The organism is Acinetobacter sp. Ac_5812 (assembly GCF_013072695.1).
Classification (GTDB): Bacteria; Pseudomonadota; Gammaproteobacteria; order Pseudomonadales; family Moraxellaceae; genus Acinetobacter.
Window position 1 is genome coordinate 362,568 of the sequence record NZ_LXUK01000012.1, and the last position, 14,162, is coordinate 376,729.

Consider the following 14,162-nt stretch of genomic DNA (forward strand, 5'->3'; position numbering starts at 1 on the left):
TACATCATTTTAGAGCTAAAAATATGAACTTTAATAAAGAAAAACTGTCCCTAAAATGGGGTGGATGCTCAATTGTGACGATCTGTTTTTTCTTGAGTTATGGTCATGCTTATGCCCAGCCATTGACTTTGGATACAGCGTTGAAGCTTGCTGAGCAATATGCACCTACTCTAAGAGCTAATAGCGCTCAGATTGAAGGCGCTGAGAATATGGTTTCAGCCTCTGGTATCTTACCCAATCCTAAACTGTTTGTGGGCCTCGATAACTACCCTGTATCAGGTGATGCTGCATGGTCTGTCACACAAGAGGGGATGACGATGCAAAAGATTGGCATCATGCAAGATTTTCCAAATCGTGCCAAAAGATTAGCTGAAGTTGAATTAGCAAAAGCTGAATTGGGTTCAGCAAATGCTCAAACAGAAATTCTGCGAATTGAGTTACGTCAAAAAGTAGCATCGGCATGGCTTAAACGTTTTTATCTTGAGCGTAAACTGGCGTTATATGATGACCTTCTTTCAGAAAATGGATTGCTATCCCAGATTACACAAACACAGGTTGCGTCTGGTCGAACCATGGTTGCTAATACAATTTCCCCTAGGCTGGACAAAACTATTTTACTTGATCAAAAAGATGATTTGCTTCGAGATATAAATAAGGCAAAACTAGAATTACACCGATTAATCAGTGAGGACTCTAGTGGTACAACTGAAATAGAAAGTTTGCCTACCCAAGAACCTATAATTAATTTTGATACATCACGTTTATATCATCATCTGCATCAACACCCTGAACTAAAAGCATTCCAAGCAGAAAAGCAAACTGTTGAAGCAAAGCTTAAGCAAGCCCAAGCCCTTCAAAAACCAGATTGGGGTATTGAGCTTGCCTATCAGCATCGTGCTCCTGAATTTGGAGATATGATTGGTGTACAACTGACAACAGAACTACCAATATTTTCAAAAAAACGTAGTGGTCCGCTCATTCAGGCAGCATTAGCTGAACAAAATCGGATTACAGCAGATCAGGAGATAAAATACCGCGACCATCTCACCATGTTAGATGAGGGGCTGTCGGATTTAAAAGCTCTTGAAAGACAAATCCAACGTACCGTTCAAAGTACACTTCCTTTGGCTAAAGAAAAAGTAACTTTACAGTTAGCAAGTTATCAGGCTGGTAAAGCCAATTTGTCAGATGTCATTGAGACACGACAAGCATTACTAAATCAGCGATTACGTCTCATCGATTTACAACAACAGCAAGCAATTATCAAAGCCCAGCTCTATTTTTCTTTTGTAGAACCCACCTTAAACCATGCTGAGGAGTCAAGATAATGTTAAAAAATAAATTGGCATTTGTAATTGCTGGCTTGATTGTGGGCAGCTTGGGAGTCGGTAGTGGGGTTGGATATTGGTATGCGCATCAAAATGATAAAAAGCAAACTGTAAGTGATCAGGCAACTGCTAATGTGTTGTACTGGTACGATCCAATGAAACCAGAACAGCATTTTGATAAGCCGGGGAAATCCCCTTTTATGGATATGCAATTAGTCCCTAAGTATGCGGATGAAAGTACTTCTGGAATAACTGATAGTGCAGGAGTAAAGATTGATCCAGCTCTTCAACAAAATCTAGCCATCCGTTATGCCACAGTCGAACAGGCTGTAATGGGCAATACCTTGTTAACCAATGGCATATTACAAGCGAATGAGCGACAGGTGGCAATTCTGCAAACACGGGCAAGCGGTTTTGTCCAACGTGTCTATGGTTATGCAGTCGGGGATATAGTTACTCAAGGGAGTCCGATTGCTGATATTTCCATCCCTGAATGGACTGGGGAACAGACTGAGTTTTTGGCCGTACTCAAAATAGGAGACCGTTCTCTTATTCAAGCAAGTCGACAACGCCTACAGCTTCTAGGAATCCCACCAAATGTGATCCATCAAGTCGAACGGACACATCAAGTACAGTCTAATATGACTTTGAGTGCTCCTTTGAGTGGATTCATTGACTCACTAGAAGTTCGTAGTGGAATGGCTTTAGCTATGGGGCAAACACTTGCCACCATTAAAGGCGTTAATCCAATTTGGTTAGAAGCAGCAGTGCCTGAAACGCAAATTGCTGGGATAAAGCGAGGAGATAAAATCGAAGCAACTTTTGCTGCGTACCCTCAAAAAGTGTCTGGCAAAGTCATTGATATTTTACCGACATTAGATACTACAAGCAGAACCATAAAAGTTCGTATTGAGTTACCTAATAGAGAGGGACAACTCAAGCCCGGAATGTTTGCTTCTGTCAAATTTTCCAACAATCCTCAAAGCAGTTTAGTTGTGCCAGAGCAAGCTGTTATACGTACAGGTACTCGTAATATTATTATTGTCGCACATGAAAAAGGGCGTTTCGAACCTGTTGTTGTACAGTTAGGACAGAGTGACGGAAATAAAATAGCAATTCTACAGGGTTTGAACGCTGGTCAGAAAATCGTGATTTCGGGACAATTCCTAATTGATTCTGAGGCCAATTTACAGGGTGTACTGGATAAGTTGAACACTGGACAATCGATTACATCATCTCAAGTGACTAAGGCATCAATATACCAAGGCATTGGTAAAGTGGAAAAAGTTACAGCTCAAGACATTACCATTTCACATCAGGCAATTGCTGAATTGGGTTGGGGGGCTATGACCATGAGCTTTAAACAACCAGTACAACCATTTACCCAAATTCAGCAAGGCGAGCAGGTCAGTTTTAGTTTTACACGTGTTGGGGATGCTTATGTTATTTCTGACATTTCCAAGATGTCTATGACATCTATGCAGAACTAAACGGGAGAACCATTATGATCGCCCGTATTATTCGTTTTTCAATTGCAAATCGAGTATTTGTCTTATTAGCTGCTGTAGTTCTTGCCGTTTGGGGAACTTGGGCTGTCAATAATACTCCGGTTGATGCTTTGCCAGATCTGTCTGATGTACAAGTGATTGTGCGAACTAATTTTCCCGGTCAAGCACCACAAATTGTTGAAAATCAGGTGACTTATCCTTTAACAACGACCATGTTATCAGTACCCGGTGTTAAAGCTGTTCGGGGCTATTCTTTTTTTGGTGATTCGTTTGTTTATGTCATTTTTGATGAACATACTGATCTTTATTGGGCACGTTCTCGTGTATTGGAATATCTCAATCAAATACAAGAAAGAATGCCTGCAAATGCAAAATCTTCATTAGGACCAGATGCTACAGGTGTTGGTTGGATCTACGAATATGCTTTGGTTGATCCAACAGGACAACATGATCTCTCACAACTGCGAAGCATACAAGATTGGTTTTTGAAGTATGAACTGAAGACAGTACCAAATGTGGCTGAGGTCGCCACAATTGGGGGGATGGTTAAACAATATCAAGTTGTTTTAGACCCAACCAAAATGGCAGCATTCGGTATTTCTCAGCGAAGCATAATTGAAGCAATTCAAAAGGCAAATCAGGAAACTGGCGGTTCAGTCCTAGAAATGGCTGAAACTGAATATATGGTGAGAGCTTCAGGTTATTTAAAAACATTAGAAGATTTTCGGCAGATTCCGTTACGTACAAACGATTTAGGTGTTCCAATCACTCTTGGAGATGTTGCAACGATTCAACTCGGTCCTGAAATGCGTCGTGGAATTACTGAACTCAATGGACAAGGGGAAACTGTTGGAGGTGTTGTGATTTTACGTGCTGGTAAAAATGCACGTGAAACCATTACTGCTGTAAAAGAAAAACTTGCTGAATTACAACAAAGTCTACCGAAAGGTGTACAAGTTGTTCCTGTATATGACCGCAGTCAATTGATTGATCGGGCGGTAGAGAATCTCAGCCATAAATTAATTGAAGAGTTTATTGTAGTGGCTTTGGTTTGTGGGCTATTCCTCTGGCATTTACGTTCAGCAATGGTTGCGATTGTTTCTTTGCCTTTGGGAATCTTGTCAGCCTTTTTATTGATGTATTATCAGGGACTAAATGCCAATATCATGTCATTGGGTGGGATTGCAATCGCGATTGGTGCTATGGTTGATGCATCTGTGGTTATGGTCGAAAACGCACATAAGCATATTGAAGCTTGGCAACATGAACATCCTGATCGAGTTTTAGAAATACAAGAGCGTTGGGACATCATTACACGTTCTGCCAGTGAGGTTGGGCCTGCTTTATTTTTCTGTTTACTCATCATTACTTTATCCTTTATTCCCATTTTTACTTTGCAAGCACAAGAAGGACGATTGTTCTCTCCATTGGCATTTACTAAAACTTATGCCATGGCTGCTGCTGCGGGGCTATCTATTACATTGATTCCAGTTTTGATGGGATACTGGATTCGCGGGAAGTTACCATCTGAACAACGGAATCCATTAAACCGGTTTCTCATCAAAATATACCATCCTATGTTAGATAAAGTCCTAGCTTATCCAAAGACAACGTTATTAGGTGCATTACTCATTTTTCTTATCAGTCTTTTTCCTTTAACGCAATTAGGCGGAGAGTTCCTGCCTAATATGGATGAAGGTGATTTACTGTATATGCCTTCAGCTTTACCGGGATTGTCCGCAGCAAAAGCTTCTGAATTACTTCAACAGACTGATCGAATGATTAAAACTGTTCCAGAGGTTGCCACTGTATTTGGTAAAGCTGGGAGAGCAGAGTCGGCTACAGATCCTGCACCTTTAGAAATGTTTGAAACCACGATTCAGTTTAAACCGCGATCTGAATGGCGTTCAGGTATGACATCCGACAAGTTGGTAAAAGAACTGGATAAAGCGGTTCAAGTACCGGGTTTAACAAATATCTGGGTGCCACCTATTCGTAACCGAATTGATATGTTGGCAACTGGGGTTAAAAGCCCAATCGGGATTAAGATTTCAGCAAATGATTTGCAAGATATTGATCGGGTTGCACAACAAATTGAACAGGTTGCCAAAAAGATACCCGGTGTTAGCTCAGCTTTAGCTGAACGACTCACTGGTGGGCGATATGTTGATATCGATATTAATCGAAAGCAAGCTGCACGTTATGGTCTTAATATCAACGATGTACAGCAAATTGTGTCATCAGCAATTGGTGGGGAGAATATTGGGGAAACTATTGAGGGATTAGCTAGATATCCTATTAATGTACGTTATCCACGAGAAATCCGAGATTCACTTGAAGCCTTAAGGAATTTACCAATTCTGACTGAATCAGGTCAGCAAATTGTTTTGAGTAGCATTGCCAATATTCAAATCACTGATGGCCCCCCAATGCTAAAAAGTGAGAATGCTCGCCCAAGTGGCTGGGTCTATGTTGATGTACAAGAGCGTGATTTAGCTTCTGTTGTTCAGGATTTGAAACGATCTATTGATGAACAAGTGAAACGCTCTGCGGGTATGAGTATTAGTTATTCAGGTCAATTTGAGTTTATGGAAAGAGCAAATGCTCGTCTAAAGGTGGTGATACCAATCACTTTGATGATCATTTTTCTATTGCTTTATTTGATTTTTAGACAAGTACAAGATGCTGCTCTGATTATGCTGACTCTACCATTCGCTTTAATCGGTGGTATTTGGGCAATGTATTTCAGTGGCTATAACTTTTCAATTGCCATAGCAGTAGGCTTTATTGCACTTGCGGGTGTTGCCGCAGAGTTTGGTGTGGTCATGTTGTTTTATTTAAAGCAAGCCATACAACAAACGCAGTCTTCTGAAAAATCCTTAACTGAACAACAGCTCAATGACGCACTTCGTACAGGGGCTGTTCTACGTGTTCGCCCAAAAGCGATGACTGTAGCTGTAATTTTAGCCGGGCTACTTCCTATTCTTTTGGGGACCGGAACAGGTTCTGAATTGATGAGCCGTATTGCTTTACCGATGGTTGGGGGCATGATTTCAGCTCCACTTTTATCAATGTTTGTTATTCCCGCTGCATATCAACTTTTAATCAAAAGAAAACTATCAAAATCTTGATAGTTTTCTTATTTCGTTCAAAGAGGTTTTATTATGTTTAAATTTATTAAAATTGTCGCTCTTGTTGGCACTGTTACTGCGTTAAGTGCATGTAGTAAAAATGAGGCGTCAGAGCAAAAGAAAGCGGAAGCGCCTATGGAGCAGATGAGTAAAGAATCATCTACAGCAACGACAACTCAAGCAGTTGGAGTGATTACGGCTATTGATACGAAAGAAAATATTTTGACACTCGATCATGAGGCAATTCCTGCGATTAAATGGCCTGCGATGACCATGGGCTTTAAAGTTGCTGATCCTGCATTATTGAATGGGCTTGCAGTAGGGCAAAAAGTTGATTTTGAATTAAAGGCTGAGGGAGAAACATACACAGTCGTAGCTGCTAAGTTAAAAAAATAGGATGATTTAGTAGATAGAATTTTGATAGTAATGAGGTTCTTTTCAAAAGAGCCTTATTCTCTAATAAAAAACAAAACATATGGTATTGCATATATATGGTAATTCGAATATAAAGATATTATAAATTATCAAAAGAGCTTAACTCAATGGCAACTTCATCAAATGTGAAGATTTATCACAACCCTGCTTGTGGGACATCTCGCAATACTTTGGCTTTGATCCGTAATACAGGGATTGAGCCAACTGTGATTGAATATCTCATTACACCACCTAGTCATGACGAATTAGTTAAATTGATTCAGGATGCAAAATTAACAGTAAGAGAGGCCATTCGCCAGAATGTAGATCCATATCGGGATTTAGACCTTGATCGTAGTGATTTAAGTGATGAGCAGTTACTTGGTTTTATGCTTGATCATCCAATATTGATTAATCGACCATTTGTTGTTACTGAATTAGGCACTCGCTTAAGCCGTCCCTCAGAAGTTGTCTTAGATATTCTACCATTACCTCAGAAGGGTGCCTTTACGAAAGAGGATGGTGAAAAAGTGATTGATGAAAATGGTCAACGAGTGAATTAAAAATTTTACTTTTTGTATATGATTATCCGTATATCCAAATAAGTGAATAGGAATTAAGAATGGACCAAGTTAATTTTTTTAAATGCTTATCAGATGAAACTCGACTCAATATCGTGACTTTAGTCGCTGAGAATAAAGAATTATGTGTTTGTGATTTGACTGAAAAGTTGCAACTGAGTCAGCCAAAGATTTCTAGGCATTTAGCGTTATTGCGTTCTTCTGGTCTCTTACAGGACAGAAGACAAAGTCAATGGGTGTATTACAGCATTAATCCGCAGTTACCAACGTGGTGCCATGACGTTCTGAATCTTTTGGTAAGCAGTCAAACCATAGTAAATAAAGATTCCCAAAATATCCAAATAAATAGCTATTGTGAGTAATAGAATATGAAATTTCTTTTTTTGTGTACTGGAAATAGTTGCCGTAGCATCCTCTCAGAAGTCCTTTTTAACAGTCGTGCGCCTGAAGGATGGAAAGCATACAGTGCAGGTAGTAAGCCATCAGGGCAAGTACATCCATTGACTATAGAAACTTTAGAAAATCTTGGTCTCTCAACAGATGGTTTGTGGAGTAAAACCATTGATGACTGCGAACAATATCAACCTGACGTCGTGATTACTGTTTGCGATTCAGCAGCTCAAGAAGCGTGTCCACTTTATTTAGGTGGAGCGATTAAGGCACATTGGGGCTTGGCTGATCCTTCACATTTAGATTTGCCGAAAGAAGAAAAATTAAAAGCATTCCAAGTTACTGTTGATCATATCAACCGCCGCTTAGACGCTTTATTGGCACTAGATACAACTCATATGTCTCGCCCAGATTTGATTGCAGCAATCAATCAAATTTCGCATATTGAATGAGAACATCATGGCTCAACAAAGATTATCTTTTCTAGATCGTAACCTCACTCTATGGATTTTTATCGCCATGGCATTGGGGATTGCGATAGGTGTGTTCTTTCCGCAAGCTTCCGTTACTTTAGACAAAATGAGTGTGGATTCCGTCAATATTCCAATTGCGATTGGTTTGATTCTGATGATGTATCCACCTTTAGCCAAAGTGGACTATGCTACTTTGCCACAAGTGTTTAAAGACAAGAAAACCTTAACTTTGTCTTTGGTGCAGAACTGGGTGATTGCGCCTGTATTAATGTTTGCATTAGCAATTATTTTTTTACATAGCTATCCAGAGTACATGACAGGCTTGATCCTGATCGGTTTGGCTCGCTGTATTGCAATGGTCTTGGTGTGGAATGGTTTAGCCTGTGGTGATAACCAATATGTAGCAGCGTTGGTGGCATTCAATAGTATTTTCCAGATTCTGTTTTTTAGTACCTATGCTTGGCTGTTCCTCACATTCTTGCCACCCTATTTCGGTATTGCAGGGCAAGTGATCAATGTTGATTTCTGGACGATTACCCATGCGGTGTTGGTTTACTTGGGGATTCCATTTCTTCTTGGTTTCTTGACTCGTTTGGTTTTGGTCAAAGCCAAAGGCTTAGATTGGTATCAAAATGTCTTTTTACCCAAGATCAGCCCACTCAGTTTATTGGCACTTCTTTTTACCATCGTGGCAATGTTTAGCCTAAAAGGTGGTGATGTAGTGAGCTTACCATTGGATGTTCTGCGTATCGCAATCCCACTCACGATTTATTTTATTGTGATGTTTTTCATCAGCTTCTTTATGAGTAAATGGATGGGCAATGACTATCCTAAAACCACAGCAATTTCTTTCACGGCTGCTGGTAATAACTTTGAGTTGGCTTTGGCTGTAGCGATTGCAACCTTTGGTTTGGCTTCACCTGTGGCATTTACCACCGTGATTGGTCCTTTAGTTGAAGTACCTGTATTGATCGCTTTAGTGAGTGTGTCTCTATGGCTCAGAAAAAAGTATTTTAAATCGGTGTAATTGTAATGAATCTTCCTAATGTTGATATGGAGCTACTTGAACAGCCAACTTTGGAAAAAGTTCAAGCTAAATCGTTAGATCATGCGCCACGTATTTTGTTGTTATATGGTTCTAACCGTGAGCGTTCGTATAGTCGTTTAGCCGTGATGGAAGCAGGTCGAATCTTGGAACAGTTTGGTGCTGAGGTTAAAATTTTTCATCCGAAAGGGCTACCTTTGCCAGAAGATGCGGATATGGAACACCCAAAAGCAAAAGAACTACATGAGCTTTTGGCATGGTCAGAGGGCATGGTGTGGTGTTCGCCTGAACGTCACGGTTCAATGAGTTCGATCTTTAAGTCACAGATAGATTGGATTCCATTGGCAGGTGGTGCGATTCGTGCCACTCAAGGAAAAACACTGGCACTAATGCAAGTCAGTGGTGGTTCGCAATCTTTCAATAGTGTCAATCAAATGCGTATTTTAGGGCGTTGGATGCGGATGATCACGATTCCGAATCAGTCTTCAATTCCAAAAGCATTTTTAGAGTTTGAAGAAGATGGGCGAATGAAAGCATCATCGTATTACGACCGTATCGTGGATGTGATGGAAGAGCTGTATAAATTCACCTTGCTGACACGGGGGCAAAGTCAGTATTTAACTGATCGTTATTCTGAGCGTAAAGAATCTGCTGAAGAATTATCAAAACGTGTTAATCAGCGAAGTTTGTAGAATGCTGGAGAAAATTAAATGCAAAATCAACATTCTCGTTTAATTATTTTAGGTTCGGGACCTGCGGGTTATAGTGCAGCCGTATATGCAGCTCGTGCCAACCTCAAACCAACATTGATTGCTGGACTACAATTAGGCGGGCAATTAACAACAACGACTGAAGTTGATAATTGGGTTGGCGATGCTGAGGGCTTAACTGGTTCTGTACTCATGGAGCGTATGCAGGCGCATGCAGAACGCTTTGGTACAGAAATGGTCTATGATCACATCAATGAGGCGGATCTCAAAACTCGCCCATTCGTACTCAAAGGTGACATGGGTGAATATACTTGTGATGCACTGATTATTGCAACAGGTGCAACGGCTCAATATCTAGGTCTTGAGTCAGAGGCAGCTTTCATGGGGCAGGGTGTGAGTGCCTGTGCAACCTGTGATGGTTTCTTCTATAAAAACCAAAATGTCATGGTGGTTGGTGGTGGTAACACTGCGGTTGAGGAAGCTTTATATCTGTCAAATATCGCTGCACATGTGACACTGGTACACCGTCGTGACAGTCTGCGTTCTGAAAAGATTTTGCAAGACCATCTTTTTGCCAAAGAAAAAGAGGGCAAAATCAGCATTATTTGGAACCATCAAGTTGATGAGGTTTTAGGTGACAACACAGGTGTAACGGCGGTACGTATTAAATCCACTCAAGATGCAAGTATCCAAGATGTTCAAGTGCAAGGCTTGTTTGTTGCGATTGGACATAAACCCAATACAGGAATGTTTGAAAGTCAATTGAACCTACGTGATGGCTATATCCAAGTCCAAAGTGGAACTACGGGTAATGCAACAGCTACATCTATCGAGGGTGTATTTGCTGCGGGTGATGTGGCAGACAGTATTTATCGTCAAGCGATTACCTCGGCTGGTTCGGGTTGTATGGCAGCATTGGATGCTGAAAAGTATTTAGACAATCAAGAATAATCAATACATTCACTGAAATAAATCAAGCTAACTCCACCTCTCATGGGTGGAGTTAGATTTTCTATATTGTTTTTTTATTTAGCTACTTATAGTGTTACGCCAGCGTTTCTCTATTTCGGATTCGCTTACTTAAAGCGAGTGTGGGATAAGTAAGCAGATCCTTTTTAGTAATTGGTATGCTCATTACAAATTCTTTTGGGAACATCAAATTAGTTGGATGGATGAGCAATTAAAATTCAGATTTATAAGAGATAAAATTCCTTTATCTCTTATTTTTATATTAAGTGTTTTTGTAATTGGGATTGTACTTTTTTGAGCTGTACCACATGGCTTCAGGCTATTTGTGCATGATATATGTTGCCCAATCAGCCATTAAGCCTTTACGTTTTTCTAAATAGCCTCCACGTAAATAAGAAGCTTCAACCTTATCTGGAAGTTTGTGTGCGAGAACATGTTCACACACTTCTCTACGGTAATCTGTTTTGTCTGCCGACCAATCACGGAAAGTAGACCGAAAGCCATGCGTTGTAATGACTCGGTTTTGTTTGGGATCAATATAGCCTAAGCCATTTTCTTTAAGCTTTTGCTCATGCAGTCGTTTGATTAGGGTCGTCAAAGACATATCAGAAAGCATCTCACCACTCCGTGGCGCAGGGAAGATGAAATCTTGAATTAGAGTATGATTTTGAATTGATTCAAGCAAACTTATCGCTTCTTTCGACAAAGGCACATGATGTTCCTTTTCTGCTTTCATACGTTCTTTAGGAATAATCCAGACTTTATTCTTAAAATCAATTTCCTGCCATTTCGCCCCAAAAATCTCACCAGAGCGACAGGCGGTTAAAATTGCAAATTCCAGAGCTTTTGGTGAAATTCCTTTTTTCTGTCTTAAGTGTTGGATAAACTCAGCAACCTGTTCATAGGGCAGGGATGGGTGAGGGCGTGATTCCTGCTTTAAATTACCTAATATAGGTTCAAGATTGCCTTTCCATTCGGCAGGGTTGTCACCCTCAAAATATCCCATTGCTTTGGCATAATCAAAAATGGTTTCTATACGACCACGGATACGTTTGGCTGTTTCGTTTTTCTCAACCCAAATAGGTCTTAAAACTTCAGCAATATCGGCTTTGGTAATGTTACTAATAGTAAGATTGCCCAAAGTTGGGTAAATATAAGTTTCTAGTGTTGATGACCATTGTCCAATATGTTTTTCATTTTTGAGTTCACGGGTTTTATTGGCAATAACAACTTTTGCACATTCCATGAATGTTTTGTTCCGTAGTTGCTGAACATGAAGCTTTGCAATCTGTTCCTGTTGATGGACAATTGGATCAATACCACTTCGTATTTGTAATTTTAATTCAGTGGCTTTAGCACGAGCTTCAGCTAAAGAAACTTCAGGGTATGGACCAATACCAATATCACGTCGATGAGGTTTTAATTTTCCATCTTTATCCAGATGTTTTCCCACCACCGCACGTAAAATCCAGACACGGGAAGTTCCTTCGACGTTTAAACAAAGACCATCAACACCACCTACGTGATATCGACCAGTCTCTTTAATTTTTGCTACACTAAGCGCAGATAGCTCTTTAGCTTTCTTTGGCATGTTATTGTCTACCCCTCAAATTACCCCTCATAAAATACTGGAAATAGTCGGATTAGACAAGACTGAGTTGGATGGGTGTAATTGTAATTAATTGAAAAATATTAATTTATAATATTGGATTGGACTTCTTAGGATTGGTGTTAGACGGACACCGCTTCCGCCAAATATCTAAAAGGGAATCAAATACATAGTTTGATTCCCTTTTTCTTTGGCACAATTTTGGCATTATTCGAAATTTTAGCGATCTCTTCTTTGTTCTTATCTGAATTAATCCACTTCGCAAAACGCTTCATGAGCATCACCAAACTATGCCCTAGCTGTGAAGCTACATAAACTGGATTGAGTCCATTCATTAAGCATACAGTCGCATAAGTATGACGAGTGTTATAGGCAGGGCGATAGCGGATGCCATTCGCTTTCAGTGCAGCCACAAACTTCTCACTCAATGATTTTTGCGTAGTAAATTCCTGACCTGTTTCATCACAGATAAAACATGCTCATATTTGAGATATGTTAAAGACCTAAGCTGTTGGAATGCCTCAAAAGCAAAATCATTTAAATCTACAATCAGGCCTTTTGGTTTTAGGCGTTTCTTGTTGAACGCATTCACATGACCTTAATTGATATGGAGATTTTTTATTCAAAATCTAATAGGTGCTGATTTAAAAAATTAATTATCTATCAACAGCTTTTTTTTATTTTCTTCATTTGGTTGAATATAAGAACAATCCTTTAAAACTTCGTGTTGTATGAGGTACTCGCTCGCCTGAACAATGGGATGGTATTCAATCTAGAATGTGGCTACAAGCTTAAAGCACAATAGAAAAGAGTCGTAAAATAAAGATGAGAGAATTTTACGCTTTTATCTCTATTTAAAATTGAAAAGTTAGGAATAAAAAGTTTATTCCTAACTTTAGAGTTTTTTACTTGTTAAGGTGTTTTTTATCATCATCAATCTGTACTCCTACAGTTTTTACTGCTGCTTTTAACTTATCCTCACTAACGCCTAACTCCAATGCTCTAATTCCCATGGTTCATGACAGTATATTTTAAAATGTTTAAGAAGGTCATTATTCAAGACTGGATAAATTTGAATTTTGAGTAAAATAAAATCCAAATAAAAACATGATGTTATTTTGTATGTATCTACTGATACCTCATCCATAAGAATTCGTTATATAAATCAACCACTTTTTAAGTTACTTTTTTTATTGCCATGTTTTCCCAGCATTTAAATGGGAAGATACAAAAGAGATCTATAACGGTCTCATTCAGTAAATTCAGTTTTTAGTCAACTTGCAGCTTTGTAATTTCAACCTTATTTTTATTGCTATGCATTATATGCTCGGCAGTGACGCATGCTGCATGCCTTCATTGCTAGTACAAGTTTGTCACGTGATCGTTTCTCTTGTAAAACGGTTCATCAGTTTTCGGGAAAGTCATCATATAATCATGGCTAAGTTTTAATTTTCTAAAGCTTGTCTAGACCTGTCATTCATTTAACTTTGCAAATAGTATGCGTTTGAGTGCACATTTTCTCATTATCATATAGACGATTTTTATTGACTTTAAACACTTCGCTAAAAAATTAAAATTATTTCATTCAATGATAGTAATGCATAGCAAGCTAACAATAGATTCTTATAAATCTAGTCAGAATCCCTTTGTTAAATCTGGTCGAAAATAAGAAGTATAATTTTTAACCATGAAGAGAGAAAAGTTGGACTCAGGAAAATTTAAAAAAGTAAATTGAAGTTTGTTATTAAATAAAATTCTATACAGGCTTTGAAAAGTAATTAAGTGAATATATTTATAAACAGTTAATATTATTAAAGAATATACCTGAAAAGTTAAGTTGATCTAAATAAAATAAACATCTTTTAATTCAACGAATTAATAATCGAAATTATGAATAATAAATAGAAAAAATGAATTGCTACCACACTAAACAAGCACTAATATCAAAGAAATTTTATCTATTTAACAAAAACACACAAATTAACAACAATCCGGGGTAGTGTC

General features: G+C 38.9%; 13 protein-coding genes and 1 pseudogene. 11 read left to right on the forward strand and 3 right to left on the reverse strand.

All coding sequences use genetic code 11. From position 1 onward, the window contains the following. Positions 1–23: 23 nt before the first annotated feature. From A7P55_RS10970 to A7P55_RS22870, 11 genes are all read left to right on the forward strand, one after another. Entirely contained in the window at positions 24–1,328 is a 1,305-nt protein-coding gene (locus A7P55_RS10970; protein ID WP_151821999.1) for a TolC family protein, read from the forward strand. Next, positions 1,328–2,818, forward strand: a complete 1,491-nt coding sequence (locus tag A7P55_RS10975; RefSeq protein WP_171552103.1) for an efflux RND transporter periplasmic adaptor subunit — start codon at positions 1,328–1,330, stop codon at positions 2,816–2,818. Before A7P55_RS10970 ends, A7P55_RS10975 begins: the two co-directional genes overlap by 1 nt. Positions 2,819–2,832: 14 nt before the next feature. Continuing rightward, the gene (locus tag A7P55_RS10980; RefSeq protein WP_171552104.1) at positions 2,833–5,967 is read left to right on the forward strand and encodes an efflux RND transporter permease subunit; all 3,135 of its coding nucleotides are present in this window, start codon (positions 2,833–2,835) and stop codon (positions 5,965–5,967) included. A 33-nt stretch (positions 5,968–6,000) separates the two neighbouring features. After that, the gene (locus A7P55_RS10985) at positions 6,001–6,363 is read left to right on the forward strand and encodes a copper-binding protein (RefSeq protein ID WP_113996873.1); all 363 of its coding nucleotides are present in this window, start codon (positions 6,001–6,003) and stop codon (positions 6,361–6,363) included. Between the two features lie 146 nt (positions 6,364–6,509). Then, entirely contained in the window at positions 6,510–6,944 is a 435-nt protein-coding gene (arsC, locus tag A7P55_RS10990; protein ID WP_113996874.1) for an arsenate reductase (glutaredoxin), read from the forward strand. Positions 6,945–7,003: 59 nt separating this feature from the next. Then, entirely contained in the window at positions 7,004–7,324 is a 321-nt protein-coding gene (locus A7P55_RS10995) for a metalloregulator ArsR/SmtB family transcription factor (protein ID WP_113996875.1), read from the forward strand. A 6-nt stretch (positions 7,325–7,330) separates the two neighbouring features. Continuing rightward, entirely contained in the window at positions 7,331–7,804 is a 474-nt protein-coding gene (locus tag A7P55_RS11000; RefSeq protein ID WP_004699737.1) for an arsenate reductase ArsC, read from the forward strand. Between the two features lie 7 nt (positions 7,805–7,811). Continuing rightward, positions 7,812–8,852, forward strand: a complete 1,041-nt coding sequence (arsB, locus tag A7P55_RS11005; RefSeq protein ID WP_004699740.1) for an ACR3 family arsenite efflux transporter — start codon at positions 7,812–7,814, stop codon at positions 8,850–8,852. Positions 8,853–8,857: 5 nt separating this feature from the next. After that, positions 8,858–9,562, forward strand: a complete 705-nt coding sequence (gene arsH, locus A7P55_RS11010) for an arsenical resistance protein ArsH (protein WP_004699742.1) — start codon at positions 8,858–8,860, stop codon at positions 9,560–9,562. A gap of 18 nt (positions 9,563–9,580) precedes the next feature. Further along, the gene (trxB, locus tag A7P55_RS11015; protein ID WP_171552105.1) at positions 9,581–10,531 is read left to right on the forward strand and encodes a thioredoxin-disulfide reductase; all 951 of its coding nucleotides are present in this window, start codon (positions 9,581–9,583) and stop codon (positions 10,529–10,531) included. Positions 10,532–10,688: 157 nt separating this feature from the next. Next, positions 10,689–10,847 (forward strand): hypothetical protein, encoded by a 159-nt coding sequence (locus A7P55_RS22870; RefSeq protein WP_324097330.1) that lies wholly within the window; start codon positions 10,689–10,691, stop codon positions 10,845–10,847. Positions 10,848–10,868: 21 nt separating this feature from the next. Here A7P55_RS22870 and A7P55_RS11020 read toward each other — a convergent pair whose 3' ends face one another. The 3 genes and pseudogenes from A7P55_RS11020 to A7P55_RS22875 all read right to left on the reverse strand — a co-directional run bounded on the left by A7P55_RS11020 (position 10,869) and on the right by A7P55_RS22875 (position 13,171). After that, positions 10,869–12,140, reverse strand: a complete 1,272-nt coding sequence (locus A7P55_RS11020) for a tyrosine-type recombinase/integrase (RefSeq protein ID WP_171552106.1) — start codon at positions 12,138–12,140, stop codon at positions 10,869–10,871. A gap of 179 nt (positions 12,141–12,319) precedes the next feature. Next, a pseudogene (locus A7P55_RS22610) lies at positions 12,320–12,705 on the reverse strand (site-specific integrase); the annotation flags it as partial. Positions 12,706–13,063: 358 nt separating this feature from the next. Continuing rightward, complete coding sequence (locus tag A7P55_RS22875; protein ID WP_171552107.1) at positions 13,064–13,171, reverse strand: DUF3606 domain-containing protein; 108 nt, start codon at positions 13,169–13,171, stop codon at positions 13,064–13,066. Positions 13,172–14,162: the final 991 nt, after the last annotated feature.

Excerpts from the sequence above, each read along its gene's own strand:
- A7P55_RS10975 (WP_171552103.1), top strand. The coding sequence starts at position 1,328 with ATGTTAAAAAATAAATTGGCATTTGTAATTGCTGGCTTGATTGTGGGC.
- trxB (WP_171552105.1), top strand. The coding sequence starts at position 9,581 with ATGCAAAATCAACATTCTCGTTTAATTATTTTAGGTTCGGGACCTGCG.
- A7P55_RS22875 (WP_171552107.1), bottom strand. The coding sequence starts at position 13,171 with ATGGGAATTAGAGCATTGGAGTTAGGCGTTAGTGAGGATAAGTTAAAA.
- arsB (WP_004699740.1), top strand. The coding sequence starts at position 7,812 with ATGGCTCAACAAAGATTATCTTTTCTAGATCGTAACCTCACTCTATGG.
- A7P55_RS10970 (WP_151821999.1), top strand. The coding sequence starts at position 24 with ATGAACTTTAATAAAGAAAAACTGTCCCTAAAATGGGGTGGATGCTCA.
- A7P55_RS10985 (WP_113996873.1), top strand. The coding sequence starts at position 6,001 with ATGTTTAAATTTATTAAAATTGTCGCTCTTGTTGGCACTGTTACTGCG.
- A7P55_RS10995 (WP_113996875.1), top strand. The coding sequence starts at position 7,004 with ATGGACCAAGTTAATTTTTTTAAATGCTTATCAGATGAAACTCGACTC.
- arsC (WP_113996874.1), top strand. The coding sequence starts at position 6,510 with ATGGCAACTTCATCAAATGTGAAGATTTATCACAACCCTGCTTGTGGG.
- A7P55_RS10980 (WP_171552104.1), top strand. The coding sequence starts at position 2,833 with ATGATCGCCCGTATTATTCGTTTTTCAATTGCAAATCGAGTATTTGTC.
- A7P55_RS11000 (WP_004699737.1), top strand. The coding sequence starts at position 7,331 with ATGAAATTTCTTTTTTTGTGTACTGGAAATAGTTGCCGTAGCATCCTC.
- arsH (WP_004699742.1), top strand. The coding sequence starts at position 8,858 with ATGAATCTTCCTAATGTTGATATGGAGCTACTTGAACAGCCAACTTTG.
- A7P55_RS11020 (WP_171552106.1), bottom strand. The coding sequence starts at position 12,140 with ATGCCAAAGAAAGCTAAAGAGCTATCTGCGCTTAGTGTAGCAAAAATT.